The sequence below is a fragment of the Streptomyces sp. NBC_00190 genome, assembly GCF_036203305.1.
Lineage (GTDB): Bacteria > Actinomycetota > Actinomycetes > Streptomycetales > Streptomycetaceae > Streptomyces.
The window spans coordinates 410,582-428,062 of record NZ_CP108131.1 but is presented as its reverse complement, the minus strand read 5'-3'; the positions used below and the strand labels follow the sequence as shown (position 1 = coordinate 428,062).

Here is a 17,481-nt window from a genome sequence, read left to right as displayed (position 1 = left end):
TCCTCCCAGGGGTGTCCAGGTTCGGTAGCGGCCAGGTGCTCGCCGGCCTGCCCGGCCTGCTCCGGCCGCAGCGGGACGGCACCGTCCTGCCGACCGTCCGCAGCTGGCTCGCCGGATCGTGGCGGCCGAGGATCCTGGTCAGCACGGGGAGCGGTACAGCTGCTCCGGCCGGGGCCGGATGCGCACCCGGCCCCGGCCGGCCGCCGACGGACTGGTCCGCCCTGCCTCTGATCCGGGGAATTCGGCACGCAATCCTGGCGCCCCAGGGCGGTGTCGACCGTCCGCGCGGCGCGGCGCCCCATACCGTGCTGGTCGGCGCGGGCCCGCGCCGTCCTGCCAACGGGGTGAGGAGGCGTATGCCGGACCACTCCCCGGAAGGAGCGCCCGACCACGCCCCCGACGGTGCGCCCAGCCATTCCACGGACGGCGGCCACCGCACCTCCCTCTGGCCGTGGTCCCTGCTCGGCCTGTTCGCGGCCTGCGTGCCGTGCGCCCTGCTCGTCGTGGAGAAGCTCGGCTCCGCCCTGTCACCCGTGCCGCTCGTCCTCGCCGTGCTCGCCGCGCTGGCCGGGTACGTGCTGGCGGTGCGCGCCGTGGTGGGGGAGCGGTTCGGGCAGCACCCCCGCCGGTCCCGGATCCTGGTGTGGTCGGCCGCCGCGGTGCTCTTCCTCGGCAGCGTCGCGGTGCTCCTCGCCTTCCGTCCCCCGCCGCCCCCGCTCGTCCGGATGAGCGGCGCCCGCGACGTGGCCGTGGCCGGCTTCGCGGCCGAGGGCGGGCGGCAGGACAGGCAGGTCCTGGACGACGTGGCCGCGACCTTCGCCCACGACATGGCGGCGCGCGTCCCCACCGCGACCGCCGTCCGCAGCTACGCCGGCGAGGCGTCGCTGCCCCTCGCCCAGCTCGCCGACACCCGCCGCGGCGCACTGGAGCGGAAGACCGCCAGGTTCGCCGACGAGACCAACGCCGAGATCGTCGTGGGCGGCCTCGTCAGCGAGGACCAGGCGGGCCAGACCACGCTGCGGCCCGCCGTCTACGTACGGGCCGACCAGATCCCCGATTCGCCCGAGCTCACCGGATGGTTCCTCGGCGCGCCGGTACTCGTCGCCCGCGGCTGGGAGTCGGCGCGCGCCCGCGCCCAGCTGACCGGGGAACTGACCCGCCGGATCGGCACCCTCGCGCAGTTCGTCGACGCGCTGGACACCTGGCGCAACGGCAGCGCCACGGAGGCCGGCCGGATCCTCGCCGGCCTCCTCGACGCGGAGCGGCAGGACGGCGTCGGCGGCTTCGTGCCGCCCGATCTGGTCCGGCTCTTCCACGGCCACGTCCTCGAGGACCAGGCGTCCGGCGAGAGCGGCCCCGGCCGCGAGAAGCTGCTGGCGGCGGCCCGCGCCGACTACCTCGCCATTGGCCGGGACTCGCCGGCCGGCCGTCGCGCCGCCCTCAGCCTGCAGGGCAACACCTACCGACGGGCCCTCGGCCCCACGCACAGCTGCAAGCCGGGCACCGTGCGCGCCACGGACCTCGCCCAGGTCTCGCAGGCCCTGCGCGCCCTCGCCGCGGACCCTGGCATCACCGAACTCGGACGGATCAAGGCCACCGTGAACCTCGCCCAGGTCGAGCAGTGCCGCATCACGGCGCGCCTGGTGAAGGACGACGGCACGGTGGAGCGCGCCGTGGCGACCGTCCGCGCCGCCCCGGACCTCACCGGCTCCGCGGACCTGCGCGCCTTCGCCGAGTCCATCGCCGCCGTCAACGCGGCCGGCCGGGGCGACCTGGCAGCAGCCGTCGACCGCATCCGGGACGCCATCGCCCATGGCCAGGACCCAGTCCAACGCGCTGTCTGGCACGGCCTGCTGGCCTCCTGGAGCCTCGCGCGCTGCGACCTCGCGACGGGGCGTGCGGCGCAGCAGGACGCCCTGACCCAGCTGGCCGCGGCAGAACGCGCGGGCAGGGCGGACAGCGCGCTCGTCCGCCAGCACGAACAGGCCTTCGCCACGGAGCTGCGGCGCGCCGAGGAGCGGTGCGGGACCAGCCGATGACACGGACAATGAGAGGTGACGAGTGGTCACACGACGCCCGACCCGTTGGCGGCCGCCCGTGCTGTGGGTGCTCACCTTGCTCCTCGGCACCGGCTGCGCGATGCTCCGCGAGACGCCGACGGCAGCCCCCGCCGGCAGGGCCGCCGCACGGTCGGCAACCCCCAGCCCGGACGCCCGGGACATCCTGCTGGCCCAGCAGTTCGACATGGAGGCGTATGGCGCCGGCCCGGTCAGCTGCCCGGACGACTTGGCCCAGCTCGCGCACGGCCGCCCGGACGACCGTCCCCGGGTCTGGGTGACTTCGGGCGAGGACGCGACGGGGCTGAGCAGCGCGGTGGCGGCAGGCCTGGGCGAGGAGTCCCTCTTGTGTCTCCACGGCTTCCCGCCCGGCCCGATCACCGTCACGGTCAAGGCCGCAGGACGCACCTACACCACGGCCGTGAAACCCGTCGCCGAGCTGAGCGCCACGCCGTCGGCGATGGACGACCTGTTCAACGGCCATCCGATGGAGGTCGAGGACGTCGGCGGCGGCCTGCTCCAGAGCGGCTTCTGGCGCTTCCTCCCGTCCGAGCCGGCGCTGACGGACATCGCCCGGTCCGGACGGTTCACCGTGACGGCGCGTTCCGGAGCCGTCCGTGCCGAGAGCGAGGTTCCGCTGCGCCTGTCCCGGGGAGCGGCGACCGTGGAGGGCTGGGAGCGCAACCACCGGATCGCGGTCTACGGATACCCCGTCGGCGCCCGCGTCCCGATTGGCCTCTACCGCCCGGAGGACCGGGCGGACGGCCGAACGGTGGCTGTGCTGCAGCGGGAAGTGGGCCGAGTGGTCATGCCGCGACACCGGGTCGCCGTCTTCACCCTCCCGCCGGACGTCTTCCGCACCGTCAGCGCGGAACCCGCGGGCGACTGGCACCCCGCCTGCCTCTCCGTCGCTGAGCTCGCCGGATGCGTCACCTGAGCGATTCGGCTAGCCGGCACCCATCGGACGGACCGGCCATACGGCGGACGCACCACAGCCCCTACGTCTCCGCTCGGCGCGTACTAGTGCCTGGGGTTGCCGCCGTACTGCGTGGCCAAGGGTGGACGCACCGCTGCCCGCGCCAGTCGTTGCGGAGGCATGGAGTCGGCTGCGCGCCTGACACGGGCGAAGATCCGCCAAAGACCTGGCTGCTGCCCTGGGCCGCGGCAGCCGGCGACTCCAGGTGTTCTTCCAGGAGCAGATCGGACTGCCGCCGCACAGTCTGCTGAGCCCCCTCGCAGGTCGGGAGGGGGCTCAGGTGGCTCTGCTCGTTCAGCGGGATGCGGGGGGGATGCTCTGCTCGTACTTGAAGACGTTGTGGGGGTCGTACTCCGCCTTGATCGTGCGCAGTCGGTCGAAGTTCGATCCCCAGTAGGCGGTCTCCCAGTCCTGCATGCCGATGTTCGCCACGTTGACGTAGGCACCGTCTACGTAGGGGCGCAGTGCCTGGCTGAATTCGGCGATCCAAGCCTGGGCCTGCGAGGTGAGCGGGTCGCAGACGCCCGGCTGGTCGGAGCGGGTCCCCCAGCCGGCGCCGGGCTCGGAGTAGAAGAGCGCGTCGCGGTGCGGGAACGCCGTGCCGCCGCGGGGGCTCTTCCTGACCGCCCCGCCGAACGCCTGCACAAAGAAGTTGCTGTCGTCCGTGGGCGCGTCCCGCATGAACGAGGAGATCACATCGATCGCCTTCCTCGGGAACGGCTTTCTGGCGAACTGCGAGAAGAACTTCCAGTTCGCGGGTTCGTCCGCGATCGGGATCTGGAAGCCCGCGTACACGTCGCCCCAGTTCCCTACCTGCACCGACACCTGGGGGCTGTCGACCGACAGGATCGGGGCCAGCAGCTTCTTCGCCTCCGCGGGTGTTCCTTCCGCGAGGACCCCAAACAGCAGGATCTGGTTCCGGTGAATTTCGAGCTGGGTGCCGAGGCGGTCGTCCGTGTACGGCGCAGTACGCTGATAGGCCTCGAAGATCCTGGACAGGTCGCCGATTCCGTCCCAAGTGGCCTGCAAATACGTGACGCTCCTCAGTGGGGCCACTTTGTAGGTGAGTGAGGTGACGATCCCGAAGTTGCCGTTCCCGGCTCCCCGCAGCGCCCAGAGCAGGTCCGGGTTGTTGTGCAGATCGGCCTTGACCACCTTGGCGCACTCGGCGCCTTCCGCAACGACGACCTCGGCACCGATCAGGCTGTCGCAGGCCATGCCGATCCAGCGGGTGAGGAAGCCGAGACCGCCGCCGAGTGTCGCCCCGGACAGGCCCACGCTGCCTTCGGTCCCGGTCGTCACCGCGAAGTTCTGCTCCGCGAGCGTGGTCACCGCTTCCAGCTGGTTGAGTCCGGCGCCGACCGTCGCGACACGGGCGGCGCTGTCGATGCGGACCGACTTCAGCTCGCTGATGTCGATCACGAGGCCGTTGTCGATGTTCGACCAGCCCTCAGTGTTGTGGCGGCCGCTGCGGACCCGTAGCGCGACGTCGTTCTGCCGTGCCCACGTCAGGGCGTTGACCACGTCCTGCGTGTTCTGGGCGAAGACGATGACCAGCGGATAGCGAGAGATGAGCTGGTCCCAGCCGAGGCGTGCGTCCGTGTATCCGGGGTTGTCGGGGCGGACGATGCGGCCGGTCAGCTTCGCCGGCGGGCACTTCGCGCTCTTGGACGCCTCGTTCACCGCGCTCGCACCGTGGGCCTCGGTGGCCGTGATGCCCTGCGCGACGACCGCACTGGCGCCGGCGACTGCCGTCGCCTTGAGCATTTTACGACGGGAAAAGTCGTTCATGGTCCGATTCCTCTCGGCCGCCAGTAGGCGCGAATCGTGCTTTTAAGGGAGATCTGGGCGAAGTGGACAGTAGCAAGGGTGACTGTGGTGGACTGCGCCGACACGCTTGCAACCGCGACCGGGGCGGCTGATGCCGTAACTCCGGCAAGAACCCGATGTGCTTGGCTGGTGATAGGAGCGCCCTGGCCGGGCAGCGTACTTCCGTCTCGGCTGCCGACTCCTTCAGCGGCGGCCGTGGGCGTTCGACCGGGACCCGGCGGCCCAACAGGTCGGACCATCACATCGGTTGGCTCTTGGACGACCCTCCGGGCCGCTGTCGTCGTGGGCCGACAGTCGGTCGGGAGCGGTCGAACCGGTCACGGTCTTCGCCTGCACCCCGCTGCCCGCCCGGGAGCTGTCCACGCGCCTGCGCGAACTCCCGCAGCTCCGGCGGGGCGACGTTGGGGTCGGGTCCTCGGCATGATCGGGGTCGCGCTGAAGCAGAGGCCTGCCGCACCCCGGGCCCCAGCGCAGGGAACAGTCCGGCGGTTGGCCCGGCTCATTGCCCGAAGGTCAGCTCGATACGGAGCGCGGGCAGATGGACCCGGACACGGCGCGGCCACCGTGTTGACCGCCCGAGCGTGGCGGTCCGTGGTCCGGCGAGCCAGTCCCGCTCGGTACCACTGAGGTTACTTAGGATTCGCACATGACCCCGTATTCCCTGGCGTTCTACGTGGACGTCGTTCGGACCGGCACGGTGCTCGGGCTGGGCCCCGGCGACTCCCCTGAGCGTGTCGCGGAGGTGTTCGGCGCGGAGTTCGGGGAGAACGGAGGGCGCGACACCCTGTGGCGGGACTACGGTCTCGTGGAGTTCCACTGGCAGCGCTCCCGCGATGGTGACCCGTGGTCGGGTCACCATGTCAGCCTCCAGGTGCACCGGCTCGCACCCCAGGACCGTACGCGCGTGGGCGGTGTACTGCGCGGCCGGTACGGCCGGTTCGCGCCCCGGCTCCGGTTCGACAAGCTGCGCCGCTTGCTGGAGCGGCGCGGCGTCCCCCTGGTGGAGATCCCGGAGTACCCGTCGAACACCCCGTACTTCCGCACGTACTGGCATCCCGCGTCCCGGGCGGCCGTCACGGTCATCGGCGCGTACGGCGAGTACAGCACGCCGGAGAACCTGCGGGTCGGCGACGTGTACAGCATCCAGCTCCCGATGACGGTCGAAGAGGTCGCCGCGCGCCGGACTCACGTCGCCTAGTACTCCAGCAGGAGTGCGGGTGGGCGTCGCCGAACTCACTGCGGGCCGCAGCAGGCGGCCGGTCACCCGGACAGGCCGCATGGCATGCGAGTGCCGACCTGAATGGGTGCCGGGAGCAGCAGAGGGGGAGTTCATGACCGACGGCGAGGACGACCCGTTCGGAGAGCAGGCGGTCGACCTCGACCTTGCCGGCGACATGCCGGTGGAGTTCGTTGCGTTCCACTCGCGCCCGACCGCCTGGAGCTGAAGGTGCGGCTGTCCGACCTTCCGGTGCTCCAGTGACGCTGACCGCGGACCGGCTCGTGCTGGTCGCCCAGTCCCACTACCTGCCCGACCGCGGGTGACTGGACTTTCGACGCCCTGGACCGGCTCCACGAGGAGATCCACCGGCCGTTCCTCGCCCCTTTCCCAACAGGCAGGGGGCCGGGCAGCGTCTACTGGGTTCTGCGGTCCGGGCCGTGGGTCGCGGACGTGGGTTGTCGCCCGCACTGCTGGCGCCGTGCGTGGGGCTGATGCTGTGTCCGCCCTGTACAGATGTGTCTCAGGCGTCGTGCTCGGCGAGGAAGTCGGTGATGAGCTGCTGCCATTCCTCGGGCCGCTCGACCATGGGCAGGTGGCCGGTGAGGATCTCCACGAGCTTGGCGCCGGGGATGCCGTCGGCAAGCTGGCGGTGCAGGCGGGTCGAGGTGAACCCGTCCTGGACGGTGGAGATGACCAAGGTGGGCGCCTTGATGTGTGCCAGGTCGTCGCGGACGTCGATCCGGGGGGCGAGTTCGGCGTGCTCAGGGGTGCCGTCGGCGATGCTGGCGGCGGTGAAGGCGAGGGCTTGCTGGAGCTGGTCGTCCGGTATCGCCTCCAAGGCGTCGGCGCCGACGGCCATCATCGTGAGGTACTCGGCGAGCAGTTCGCGGTCGCCGGATTCGGCCAGCTTGCGCCAGATCGAGGTGGCGAGGACGAGGTGGTTGTCGCGGTGGGGGAAGGTGGCGGTCAGCACGAGGGCGGCGACGCGCTCGGGGTGGCGGGCGGCGGCGCGGATGGCGACGGGGCCGCCGAGGGAGTAGCCGTGCAGGGCGAAGGTGTTCAGGCCTTCGGCGACGGCAGCGGCGACGAGCTGGTCGGCGAGGTCGTCGAGCTGCAGTGGGGTGGTGGAGCGGGGTGTGTGGCCGCTGCCGGGGTAGTCGACGCCTACGACGGTGTGGCGGGCGGCGAGGCCTTCCAGGATCGGGCCGTAGGTGTCGGCGATGCTGCTGCCGGCACCGTGGGCGAGGGCGAGGCCGGGGCCGGAGCCCAGGACGGTGCGGGCGTACGTCGCTTCGGGAAGGGTGCGCTCGGACATGGCGATTCTCCGTTATTCGGGGAGTGTCGAGGGCAGGTGGTGCGGTGCCGGGCCCAGGTGCGGATCTGTTACGGGGCGGGCATCAGGGCCCGGCTGTCGGGAGTGAGGGTGTAGATGGCGGGCCCAGATGGGAGCTGGCCGTGGTTGACGACGCCGGCGTCGAGGAGTTCGCGCAGCCGGTCGGCGAGCATCTTGGTCCTGATGAGGGCGATGGCGGGTGCCGAGTTCGCCGAATCGGGCGGGGCGGGCAGCCAGGACCATCGCGTTCGGTCTCCTGTCGTGCGGGTACAGCTCATGCCCCGGCCCCGGCCCCGGCCCCGGCCCCGGCCCCGGCCCTGGGGTTCGGGGGGCTGAGCCGCACCTGGCTGAGGTGAGGGTGTCGGCCGCGGCCCCGGGCCGCCTCGCCCGTTGCATTGCTGCGAGGCGGCGGGGTGGGGGGTCAGGGTCAGGGCAGGAGGACGGCCTTGCCCTGGTTGCGGTGGGCTTCCAGGTCGGCGTGCGCCTGGGCGGCCTCGGCCAGAGGGTAGGTTCGCCAGACCGGGACGGTGAGCCGCCCGTCGGCGGCCAGCTGTACCAGCTCTGGCAGGGCCTGGCCGCCCCGGTCGCCGGTGCCGGCGCTGAAGCGTACGCCGTGCTGCTGGGCGGACATGTCGGCGATGGTGATGACCTTGGCCGCATCGCCGGTCAGGGCGACGGAGTCGGGGAGCACGCCGACGCCGGAGGCGTCGAAGACGAAGTCCACCCCGCCCGGCGCGGCGGCCTCGACCCGTTCCATCCAGCCGTCGCCGTAGCGGACGGCGGTGGCTCCGAGGGCCGTGACGCGCTCGATGTCCTTGTCGCCCACGGTGCCGATGACGGTGATGCCGCGGGCGGCGGCCAGCTGTACGGCGATGTAGCCGACGCTGCCGGCGGCGCCGTGGATGAGCAGGGTCTGGCCCGCCTCGACGCCCAGCTGGCCGAGAACACGGTGTGCGGTCTGGCCGACCGTGACCAGCGACGCGGCGGTCTCCCACGACAGGGATGCGGGCTTGGCCACCGGCCGCTCCAGCAGGGCGTACTCGCTGTAGCTGCCGTCGACGGTGGCACCGAGGACCTCATCCCCGACGGTCCCGTCGGCTCCCTCGCCGACCGCGTCGACGACACCGGCCGCGTCCAGACCCGGGATCACCGGGAAACGCGCGGGGGCGATCTTGGCCATCAGACCGGACCGGATCTTCAAGTCGAGCGGGTTCACCGAGGCGGCCTTGACCTTGATCCGGACCTGGCCCGGGCCGGGCTCAGGCGGGGTGACCTCCATCGGCCGCAGCGCCTCGGGCGCGCCGTACTCGGAGAAAGTGATCGCAGTGGACATCGGGAACTCCCAGGTAGAGGTGGGTGGAGAAGGCGAACCGCACGCGCTGTGACTCACTGTGTGGCCGTGGCGGCGGCCACGTCGGCAGGGCTCGCCGGTGGCCTCGCCGCTCAGACGTCGAGAGTCGGGTAGTCGGTGTAGCCGCGGTGGTCGCCGCCGTAGAACGTGGACGCATCCGGGGCGTTGAACGGGCCGTCGGCGGCCAGGCGGCGCGGCAGATCGGGGTTGGCCAGGAACAGCGCCCCGTAGGCGACCATGTCCGCCGTCCCGTCCTCGATCAGCTTCAGCGCCTCGGGGCCGGTGACCTCGGGGTAGGTGAACGGGTTGAGGACGAACGTGCCGGTCCATGTCTTGCGCAGCCGTGCGGTGAGGTCGCGGTCCGGACCTTCCATCAGGTGCAGATAGGCCAAGTCCATGTCGGCGAGCTTGTCCAGCAGCGCCTCGTACACCTCGGCCGGGCGGGGCTCGGCGATGTCGTTGAACGGGTTGCCGGGCGAGATGCGCAGGCCCACCCGATGGCTGCCGACCGCTGCGGCCACGGCCGCGGTGACCTCGACGGCGAAGCGGATCCGGCCCTCGACCGTGCCGCCCCAGGCGTCGGTGCGCAGGTTCGTGGTGGGGGCGAGGAACTGGTGGATGAGGTAGCCGTTCGCGCCGTGGAGCTCTACGCCGTCGAACCCGGCCTCGACGGCGCCGAGGGCCGCGTGGGCGAAGTCGTTGATCGTTTGCCGGATCTCCGCCTCGCTCAGCTCCTTCGGCGTCACGAAGTCCTTCGGTCCCTCGTGGGTGTAGACCTGGCCCTTGGCGGCCACGGCCGACGGCGCGACCGGCACCAGGCCATCGGGCAGCAGGCTGGGGTGGCCGATCCGGCCGGTGTGCATCAGCTGCGCGAAGATCACCCCGCCCTCGCGGTGGACCGCGTCGGTCACCGTCCGCCACGCCGCCACCTGCCCGGGCGTGTGCAGGCCGGGGGTGTCGGTGTAGCCCTGGCCGACCGGCGAGGGCTGGATGCCCTCGGTGACGATCAGTCCCGCGCTGGCGCGCTGCGCGTAGTACTCCGCCATCAGCTCGGTCGGCTCCGCGCCGGGCCCGTACGCGCGGCTGCGGGTCATCGGCGCCATCGCGATACGGCTGGCCAGGGGCTTGCCGCCCAGAACGATCGGATCGAAAGCAGTGGTCATGATCTCTTCCCTCGGAAGTGGATGGGCGGTGGCCCCGACGCATCCAACGTAACAGTTACCTGTCTGAACAAGTAAGATGGGAGAAGCCATTCCCGGGGTGCTATGTGACGCACATCACGGCCGCTAGCCAGGGGAATCGCGAAGGGGAGGCAGGTGAGGCCCTTGAGAGGCTATGTCTCGCGGTAGCGTTAGTTGATCGACCAGGGAAGTGAGGGAGAGATGGAACAGTCCACACCGGCGGCCGGGAAGGATCCCGCGGCAGCCGGACAGGAGGCCAGCGTTCCGGTGCCGGCCGCGGCCAGCGGCGGGCCCATCAGTCACGCGATCTTCCGCCTGGCCCGGCTGCACCGCATGTACGCCGGACAGCTCCTGCGCCGCATCGGCCTGCACCCGGGCCAGGAGCTGGTCATGATGCACTTGTGGGAACTCGGCCCCCAGCGCCAGGCCGACCTGGTGCGACTGCTGGACTCAGACGCTGCAACCATGACCCGCACCGTCCAGCGCCTGGAGCAGGCCGGCTTCGTCCGCCGCCGCCCTTCACCCACCGACAAGCGCGCGTCCCTCATTGAACCCACAGCCGCCAGCCACGCCCTGCGCCGCGAGGTCGAACAGAGCTGGAGCCAACTCGAAGACCTGGTTGCCGCAGGCCTGACCCCCGACGAGCGCACCGAGGCCCTGCACACCCTGGAACGCCTGGAACACAACCTCGTCCAGGCCGCCGCCGATCCCGGATGCGCAGGGACGGAGCGCTAGCCCGCCGCCACGGCTCCCCTTGGGCCGTGCGTGGCGCGGGCACGACGGGGTGTGGCCGAGGCCGAGCCGGGAGTCCATGCCAGCTCGAAGCGGCCGTAAGGGTTCACGTGCGCGGGGATGCCACGGACAGGGGCAGCGAGGGTGCGTCAACAGACGGTGCGGGCGTCCGCCGAGGTTGCGGCCTGGCACGCCGCTGTCGGCGTCCAACGGCCCGGCTACGTCGCAGCCGGTCACGCCCGCTGTCCCTGCATCGTCACCAGCCGGTGAATCACCTCGGAATCCAATGCCGGGTTCGCCGCGGCTGCGTGAGCCAGTTCCTCGTCGGCAAGGAGTTCTGTCAGCCGGGGCTGCGGAAGATTCGGGTGGCGTGCCAGTGCGGCGCGCACGGCAGGGTCCGGGTCGCGGCTGAGCCGCTCCACGGTTGCCGGCAGGGTCTGGCGTCGCGGGCGGCCAGGGCGCGGACCTCCGGGTCCTCGTGGTCGGCGAAGGCGGCCAGGCCGGTCGTAGGGAAGTTCGGCCGGGTGGTGAGGTGCGCGCGCTCGTGGCCTTTGTACTCAAGGAAGCTGCGCAGCAGGAGTGACGCCGGGGCCTGCGGATGGTTCTGGGCCAGCAGTACGCGTACGCCGAGATCGTCGTCGGCGGTCAGGCGTTCTACGAGGTCGGGCGGCAGAGTGTGGTCCGTGGCCGCCTTCCGGGGCAGCAGGGGGTGGCCGGAGCTCGCGTCTCGGCGGACCTGTTGGGGGTCTCGGGGCACGTAGGGCTCGGGCTGCGCGTGAAAGCAGTCGTTCACGGGGATCTCGTAGTCGACCTCGGCCCGTTCCTCCTCGCTCAGCTCGGGGTGCACGGACAGGGCAAGCCGCACCTTCGGGTCAGGGTCTGCGGTCGCCGGTCACCGACGGTTGCGAGGTCTCCCGGATCCCGCTCGACGCTGTGCCTCATGAGTCCCATCGCGGAGAACATCCTGAGCTTCTTGCTCCATACAGTCCTCGGAAACGTCCCGGGGACTGTGTTCCTCCAGGATGGCCTGGGGGACCAGGAAGGAACCGATCGAGGCGGCCGTGCCGACCGCGGTCCACAGCACGGCGGTGACGACCGCGTTGGCCAGCACCACCGCACTACGGGCGGGGACGGCCGTGGTGGTGGTGCGGATCAATCCGCTGCTGTACTCGCTTACGACGGCAAGGGCGGCCATGCTTCCGGCGACGAGCACCAGGGTCATGTAGCCGGTCGCCGGGTAGGCGTCGTAGGCCAGGAATCCACCGGGTTCGGAGCCTGCGGCCTTGTCCGCCAGCGTGGCCACGGCGCTTGGTGAGTTCGTTGACTTCGATCACATGGACAACCCTGCCGGGCGGGCTCCGTCCGGTCACGGGTCGCAGTGACGCTGCGCACCACCGCCCCGCCCCGCCCCGGCACAGGAGACGCTTGACTTCGGCTGACCCGGCGACAGCGGGGCCGGGCAGAATCACCCTGCACGGCCCCGCACTCGTCCACTCGGCCCGGTCCTCGTCTCGACCGGCCCGCTACGGGCGCGAAGTCAGAGGTGCATCTGCTCGTCGGCGGCGGAGCGACGACCTCCGTACGAGGCAACCAGAGCGTCGGCAACGGCGGTTGCGTCTGCATCGGCTACATCCGCCGGGTACTCCGGCAGTAGGTCGTCCCAGACGGGCAACCACGACCCGTACAGCTGGACCTGTCCCTCGGGTCGGGCGAAGAACCAGAGGTGCAGGTGTGCGGCTCCGTCCCCGATCCGGTAGACGTGGGCTCGGGAGATGTGAGGCAGTGCCTGTACGTGGCGGACGATGTGAGTGGTGAGCACCCCGAGTTCGGCGGCCAACTCGTCGGGCAGATCCGCCATGTCGTAGTGGTCGCGTGGGTAGAGCATCAGCACCAGTGGCACACCGACGCCCGGTATCCGGGCCAGGCGCCACCGGTCGTTGAGCCAGATGCCTTCGTCTCTGGCGCGGCACACGTCGCAGTCCGCCGGGTCCTCACCGTGCCGCCCAGGCTCGGGCAGAACGGGCGGGCGTAGCGGCGCGACGCGAAGTCCATCCGGTTCGAACGGGCTGATGTCCCATCCGGTCATCCGTGCCAATGGAAGCCGAAGCTCATCATCCGCAGCCGCACGTGCGTGGTCGTAGAACTCATCGGGTCGCAAGGCCATGATCGGAAGACTAGCGGTGCCCTGTGGGCCGATGGTGATCTGGCTGATCAGCTGGTGAGTGGACCCGCGCCGACATTCGGGCGTGCACTCTGCTGGGGGCCGTCCGTGGGCCTTTGCGTGGGTGGCCAACGATGACACGGTTGACCAGACGTACCCCGCCCTCCCCTCCAGCGGGAGGTGGAGGCAGAGCCGTCCGAGCTCCAGCGCCTGGTCCTCGCCGCGGTCGGCCCCTCCATCGACCGCACCGTGCTCGCCTCGCCCAGCAGATCGCCCCCCCCGAGGAGGAACCGCGCCGCCTCTTGGCCGACTTCGACCCACGGTGGATCGTCGACACCTTGCTTGCAGTGGCGGCAGCGTTCGTGCCGGGGGAGGTGATGCTCGAAGTCGCGCCGGCCTATTTGTCCAGGGTCGAGGCCGCCGAGACTTGGCCGGTGTCCTGCCCGCGACCGGGCGGGTCGGCCTCGCCGGCCGGGTGCGATGTGCCGTGTTCGTGTCAGTGAGAGATGGTAGTGACGTTGTGTCAGGTGCTATCGGTCTGTGCTGGTGAGGAGGGCGTACTTATCTCGGTGTGCTGACATGGACGCGGTGCATCGCAGCCCCCACCCCCGTCTACACAATCACCCTCACGTCATCCGGTATCGCCACCCTCGACGGCGAGAAGGTCAGCGAGCCAGGACTCACCCCGGCACGGGCCCGCGTGGCAGCCCTCGCCGAGGTCCGGATCAATGCGGCCTACCCCGCCCGACCCGTCCGCGTACTCGCCAAGGAATGGGACGGGTCGCCCTGGCCGCTGATCGTTGCTGTGGACGGCGCCGTGACCACCCTCGACCTCGATTCCATGGCCGCTCTGCTCGGGGTGCCGGGCGGCGCTGCCGCCGCAAGCGACTGCATCCTTTGGCCTACTGTGTTTTCGGCCCTGAGGAGGACGATCTTGCGGCCAGCGCGGTGAGAGGGTTGATCCGTGCGAACAACCATCGGATACACCGTCGAAAGCATCGGCTACGTCGTAGGAGCCCAGGGGCTTATCAGCTTCGCTTCGCAGACCTTCTTCGGCACGGAGTGGGGCTGGATGCACAAGGTCGTCGACCTTCCGTCCACCGCTTACCTCGGCATCTTCGTCGTGGGGCTGGCGCTCATCGTTGTCGGCGTGAAGACGCGGAAGGTGCCCGAGCGCCAGGAGGTCGCCTGACCGGCGGGCCTTCCAGCCCGCGGCTCCCATTTCCCTGTCGTAGCGGTTCTGGCGCCGGTAGCCGGCCAGGTCCGCAGCCAGGTCGTCGCGCAGCGTGTGGACAGGCGCCGACTCAGGACCGTCACCGCTGCGCCCGCAAAGGCAGCAGCAGGAACGTCATTCGTATGCACCAGACAACTGGCCCTGCCGCCCCATGGGGCGGCAGCGCCAGTTGCGGTTCTCAAAGATGTCGCTGTTGTTGCTCCACGTGAAGGCGTCTTGTGGGGCTCAGCCCTTGGTGAAGTAGCCGAGCAGGTCCGTGATCACGTGGGTGGAGCCGCCGTAGCTGTTCCAGATGCTGACGCGGCCGCCGTCGCCGACCGGGGTGGTGACGTGGTTCGGCACGGTTGCGCCGGGGCGGGTGTTGAGGCTGCTCGCCTCGGGGCGGGTGGCGCCGTACCCGTACGCGGTCAGGAAGGTCGGGGCCGTGGAATCGGTCGCGGTGACGTTGAGGACCGCACCGACAGCATCCGCCGGCAGGCCCGAGACCGTGGTGGCGGTACCGGGGGCCACCTTGCCGGTGCTGCGGGTGTCGGCCAGGCGGCGCGGGACGGTCGGCGTGAAGAGCGTCTTGCCGTCCTTGCCGTAGTAGCCGACCGCGTCGAGGATCACGTGGGTGGAGCCGGTGTTGATGTTGAGCGCGACGGTGCCCTGCGGACCTACGGGGACGATCACCTGGTTCGACTTGTCCTTGCCCGGCTCCGGGTTGAGGTTCGACGTCGCGGCTTGATGCGCCGGGTCCGGATAGACGACGACGTGCGAGTTGCTCGTGGCGCCGGTGCTTGTCAGGTTGAGCGCGACGGCGGTGGCATCGGCCGGAATCCCGGCAAGACCCGCGACTTTGACGGTGAAGAATACGCTTTCGGCCAGCGGAGCGCCCGTGGTGCGGGTGTCCAGGAGGCGGGTCGGGGGCAGCGGGGTGAAGCGCTGACCGATGTTGGGCTGGTAGTAGCCGAGGAAGTCCACGATGACCGACGCCCGGCCCGAGTTGAGCTGCGCCAGCACCTTGCCTGCGAGACCGACGGGGACGGTGACCGTATTGGACGAGGTGCCGCCCGCGGCGACGTTCACGTTCGAGCTCGCGGGGGGCGTCTGGCCCGCCGGCCAGACGGTGAGGTGGGCGTCCTCGGTGGAGTCGGTCACGGTCACGTTCAGGACGGCTGCGGTCATACCCGCCGAAAGTTCGTGACCCGGTACGGCGGTGCCCGTGGGCAGTTGTACGGCCAGGGGTTCGCCGCCCTGGAGCGGGGTGTGGGTGGTGCGGGTGTCCAGGAGGCGGAAGGGCTCGGTGGCCACGTAGCCGGACGGCGCGTAATCGACCTTTACGCTCCGGCTGGAGGTGGACTTGGTGCCTTTGACGTCGGTTACGGTGACGCTCACCTTGTAGTCGCCGAAGGCGGGGTAGGTGTGCCGGACCGCTTGAAGGCTGTCGACGTGCTGGGAGGCGCCGTCACCGAAGTCCACGTCCACGCCTGACACCTGCCACGGTGCCGCGGTGGCCGAGGGGTCGACAGCGAAGGTCAGCGGGGTGCCACCCTTCGGGTCGTCCCACCGCGGCAGGACGGCCGTGGCGGTGAAAGCGGCGGTCAGCGGGCCTGCCGGGGCCACCTTGGTCGACCGTGAGGCCGAGACCTTAGTCCCGATGCCGTTGACCGCCGTCACCTTGACCGCGCAGTCGCAGGGCGAGGTGTAGACGTGGGCAGCGGTGATGTGGTCGGCGTCGCCCTGCCGGGTGACCACAGGAGCGGTTCCGTCGCCGAAGTCCACGGTGTAGACCAGCGCCGTGGGCCAGCGGCTGTTCGTGGCGGCCTTCACCGTCACTTTGGTGCCCACCGGCGCCCAGGTCTCGTCGAGTTCCATCGGCTCGACGGCACTCATGATGTCCGAAAACTCGTCGGCGCCCCGGTCCAGATGCCCGCCGTCCTTGCCGGTGTTCGGAACACGCGGGTCGTCCACAGCCGGATTCTCGTACCGGTCGGTCAGCAGGACGCCCGGAGCCGTTGCGTCGGCGGAATCGATGGTGGGCGAGCCCTCGATCAAGCCGACGCCGTCGCGCGACGGGGTCAGGATGTCGTGCGCGCCCTGGCCGCTCGCGGCCTGGAACTCGGCCAGTGTCCGATAGCCCGTGCCGGACCAGTTGTAAGGGACCATGGTGAGCCCGGGATTACCGGTGATCAGGTTGTAGTCGGTCCGGGTGCCCGCCGCCGCGGCCTGCGCCACCGCGATGCCGCCCAGCGGCTCCTTGGGCGCCCTGCACCCGCTCACGATGATGCTGTTGAGCACGTTGTTGAACAGGGCGGAGCCGGTCGAGCCGCCGCCCACGGAGACGATCGGCCCGCACTCCCCGCTGATGCTGTTGTTGGTGATGACGGTGCCGGGTGCATCGACGACGGTGAGCGTCGAGGCCGCGTTTTCGCCGAACCCGATGAGGTTGCGGCTGAGCACGGTGCGCTGGGAGCCACCGTCGATCCGGACCCGGGCCAGGCCGCTCCGGATGGCACGTACATCCGTGCTCCCTTCGCCGACGGCGAGACCGCCGTTGTTACTACCGGAGATCCGCTCCAGTACGACGTCGTCGGAACGGCTGACCGTGACACCCTTTGTGGCATCCACCCCGCGGAGCACGACGTGGGAGGCACCGCTGATGGTCAGCGGCTGGTGCAGATCCGCCCAGCCCCGGGAGCCGTCACGTGCATCGGTGGTGAAGGTGATCGGCTTGCCCGGATCTCCGGAGCGGTCGATCGTGACGGCCTCGTCGATGTCGGCACCCGAAACGATCCGCACGGTCTGTCCCGGCTTGACCACCTTGGCCGCCGCCGAGATCGAGCAGAACGGGACGTCCTGCGTCCCCGCTCCGGAATCCCTGCATCCGGAGCCTTGCCCGTTGTTCACATACAGGTCCGTCGGGGTCTCGGCGGCGGCAACCGCCGGTATACCGAGGAGGGTGACAAGGCCCGCGGTGAGCAGGACGGTCATACGAGTAGGGCGCACCAGCAGGGCTCCTTTAGGAAGGGGCTGCGTGGATTCGGTTCGGTGCGGCTCTTCATGACGCCGGAACGATCCGTTCCCCCCACGGCCGCCAGGCGCATGAGAATCCACGGAGACGTCGTCCATGATCTCCTGGGCAGGCAGCCTTTGTCACGAGAAGAATTGAACATGCTCAAAGTTCGTGAGCGGATTGCATCTACGAGGATGAGAAGGAGCTGTCCGGCAGGACCAGCTCCGACCTTCGAGGAGCGGGTGCGTGCCCGAACTGGAGGTTCAGGCCCGCAGGGTTGTGTTCAGGGGGGCGGGCGGCCGGAACCCTGGGCACCGCTGCCAGGGCCCGGGCGAGGTCGACTTCGGCTGGCCCTGCTTGATGGCCTTGCGCACGCTGCTGAGCGTGGGCGCCGTGATGCCGTCGCAATGGC

General features: G+C 70.4%; 16 protein-coding genes. 6 read left to right on the top strand and 10 right to left on the bottom strand.

Annotation, left to right across the window (positions count from 1 at the left end):
* Positions 1 to 11: 11 nt before the first annotated feature.
* A complete protein-coding gene (locus OG429_RS02315) occupies positions 12 to 2,039 on the top strand; it encodes a hypothetical protein (protein ID WP_328923570.1) in 2,028 nt (675 codons plus the stop codon).
* Positions 2,040 to 2,061: 22 nt separating this feature from the next.
* Positions 2,062 to 2,994 (top strand): hypothetical protein, encoded by a 933-nt coding sequence (locus OG429_RS02310; protein ID WP_328923569.1) that lies wholly within the window; start codon positions 2,062 to 2,064, stop codon positions 2,992 to 2,994.
* 333 nt (positions 2,995 to 3,327) lie between these two features.
* Here OG429_RS02310 and OG429_RS02305 read toward each other — a convergent pair whose 3' ends face one another.
* Complete coding sequence (locus tag OG429_RS02305) at positions 3,328 to 4,824, bottom strand: FAD-binding oxidoreductase (RefSeq protein ID WP_328923568.1); 1,497 nt, start codon at positions 4,822 to 4,824, stop codon at positions 3,328 to 3,330.
* A gap of 685 nt (positions 4,825 to 5,509) precedes the next feature.
* Between OG429_RS02305 and OG429_RS02300 the strand changes: the two genes are divergently transcribed.
* Positions 5,510 to 6,061 (top strand): hypothetical protein, encoded by a 552-nt coding sequence (locus tag OG429_RS02300; protein WP_328923567.1) that lies wholly within the window; start codon positions 5,510 to 5,512, stop codon positions 6,059 to 6,061.
* A 541-nt stretch (positions 6,062 to 6,602) separates the two neighbouring features.
* Here OG429_RS02300 and OG429_RS02295 read toward each other — a convergent pair.
* The 4 genes from OG429_RS02295 to OG429_RS02280 form a co-directional block, all read right to left on the bottom strand.
* Positions 6,603 to 7,397 (bottom strand): alpha/beta fold hydrolase, encoded by a 795-nt coding sequence (locus tag OG429_RS02295; RefSeq protein ID WP_328923566.1) that lies wholly within the window; start codon positions 7,395 to 7,397, stop codon positions 6,603 to 6,605.
* Positions 7,398 to 7,465: 68 nt separating this feature from the next.
* A complete protein-coding gene (locus OG429_RS02290; RefSeq protein WP_328923565.1) occupies positions 7,466 to 7,693 on the bottom strand; it encodes a winged helix-turn-helix transcriptional regulator in 228 nt (75 codons plus the stop codon).
* Between the two features lie 149 nt (positions 7,694 to 7,842).
* On the bottom strand, positions 7,843 to 8,748 hold the full coding sequence (locus OG429_RS02285; protein ID WP_328923564.1) for an NADP-dependent oxidoreductase: 906 nt from the start codon (positions 8,746 to 8,748) through the stop codon (positions 7,843 to 7,845).
* Between the two features lie 110 nt (positions 8,749 to 8,858).
* Positions 8,859 to 9,929 (bottom strand): alkene reductase, encoded by a 1,071-nt coding sequence (locus OG429_RS02280; protein WP_328923563.1) that lies wholly within the window; start codon positions 9,927 to 9,929, stop codon positions 8,859 to 8,861.
* A gap of 219 nt (positions 9,930 to 10,148) precedes the next feature.
* Between OG429_RS02280 and OG429_RS02275 the strand changes: the two genes are divergently transcribed.
* Complete coding sequence (locus OG429_RS02275) at positions 10,149 to 10,682, top strand: MarR family winged helix-turn-helix transcriptional regulator (protein ID WP_328923562.1); 534 nt, start codon at positions 10,149 to 10,151, stop codon at positions 10,680 to 10,682.
* A gap of 230 nt (positions 10,683 to 10,912) precedes the next feature.
* Here OG429_RS02275 and OG429_RS02270 read toward each other — a convergent pair whose 3' ends face one another.
* The 4 genes from OG429_RS02270 to OG429_RS02255 all read right to left on the bottom strand — a co-directional run bounded on the left by OG429_RS02270 (position 10,913) and on the right by OG429_RS02255 (position 12,651).
* The gene (locus tag OG429_RS02270) at positions 10,913 to 11,068 is read right to left on the bottom strand and encodes a hypothetical protein (protein ID WP_328923561.1); all 156 of its coding nucleotides are present in this window, start codon (positions 11,066 to 11,068) and stop codon (positions 10,913 to 10,915) included.
* Entirely contained in the window at positions 11,020 to 11,544 is a 525-nt protein-coding gene (locus tag OG429_RS02265; protein ID WP_328923560.1) for a hypothetical protein, read from the bottom strand. The genes OG429_RS02270 and OG429_RS02265 overlap by 49 nt, the downstream gene beginning before the upstream one ends.
* Before the next feature lie 27 nt (positions 11,545 to 11,571).
* Positions 11,572 to 11,982, bottom strand: a complete 411-nt coding sequence (locus tag OG429_RS02260; RefSeq protein ID WP_328923559.1) for a hypothetical protein — start codon at positions 11,980 to 11,982, stop codon at positions 11,572 to 11,574.
* A 234-nt stretch (positions 11,983 to 12,216) separates the two neighbouring features.
* Entirely contained in the window at positions 12,217 to 12,651 is a 435-nt protein-coding gene (locus OG429_RS02255; RefSeq protein WP_328923558.1) for a hypothetical protein, read from the bottom strand.
* Between the two features lie 760 nt (positions 12,652 to 13,411).
* On the opposite strand from OG429_RS02255, the gene OG429_RS02250 reads away from it, so the two are divergent.
* Positions 13,412 to 13,792 carry a hypothetical protein gene (locus OG429_RS02250; protein ID WP_328923557.1) on the top strand — a complete coding sequence of 127 codons (381 nt, stop codon included), beginning with the start codon at positions 13,412 to 13,414 and terminating at the stop codon, positions 13,790 to 13,792.
* 12 nt (positions 13,793 to 13,804) lie between these two features.
* Positions 13,805 to 14,032 (top strand): hypothetical protein, encoded by a 228-nt coding sequence (locus OG429_RS02245; protein ID WP_328923556.1) that lies wholly within the window; start codon positions 13,805 to 13,807, stop codon positions 14,030 to 14,032.
* A 267-nt stretch (positions 14,033 to 14,299) separates the two neighbouring features.
* Here OG429_RS02245 and OG429_RS02240 read toward each other — a convergent pair whose 3' ends face one another.
* Positions 14,300 to 17,062 carry a PKD domain-containing protein gene (locus tag OG429_RS02240; RefSeq protein ID WP_328923555.1) on the bottom strand — a complete coding sequence of 921 codons (2,763 nt, stop codon included), beginning with the start codon at positions 17,060 to 17,062 and terminating at the stop codon, positions 14,300 to 14,302.
* Positions 17,063 to 17,481 lie beyond the last annotated feature (419 nt).

Excerpts from the sequence above, each read along its gene's own strand:
- OG429_RS02305 (WP_328923568.1), bottom strand. The coding sequence starts at position 4,824 with ATGAACGACTTTTCCCGTCGTAAAATGCTCAAGGCGACGGCAGTCGCC.
- OG429_RS02300 (WP_328923567.1), top strand. The coding sequence starts at position 5,510 with ATGACCCCGTATTCCCTGGCGTTCTACGTGGACGTCGTTCGGACCGGC.
- OG429_RS02295 (WP_328923566.1), bottom strand. The coding sequence starts at position 7,397 with ATGTCCGAGCGCACCCTTCCCGAAGCGACGTACGCCCGCACCGTCCTG.
- OG429_RS02290 (WP_328923565.1), bottom strand. The coding sequence starts at position 7,693 with ATGAGCTGTACCCGCACGACAGGAGACCGAACGCGATGGTCCTGGCTG.
- OG429_RS02285 (WP_328923564.1), bottom strand. The coding sequence starts at position 8,748 with ATGTCCACTGCGATCACTTTCTCCGAGTACGGCGCGCCCGAGGCGCTG.
- OG429_RS02280 (WP_328923563.1), bottom strand. The coding sequence starts at position 9,929 with ATGACCACTGCTTTCGATCCGATCGTTCTGGGCGGCAAGCCCCTGGCC.
- OG429_RS02275 (WP_328923562.1), top strand. The coding sequence starts at position 10,149 with ATGGAACAGTCCACACCGGCGGCCGGGAAGGATCCCGCGGCAGCCGGA.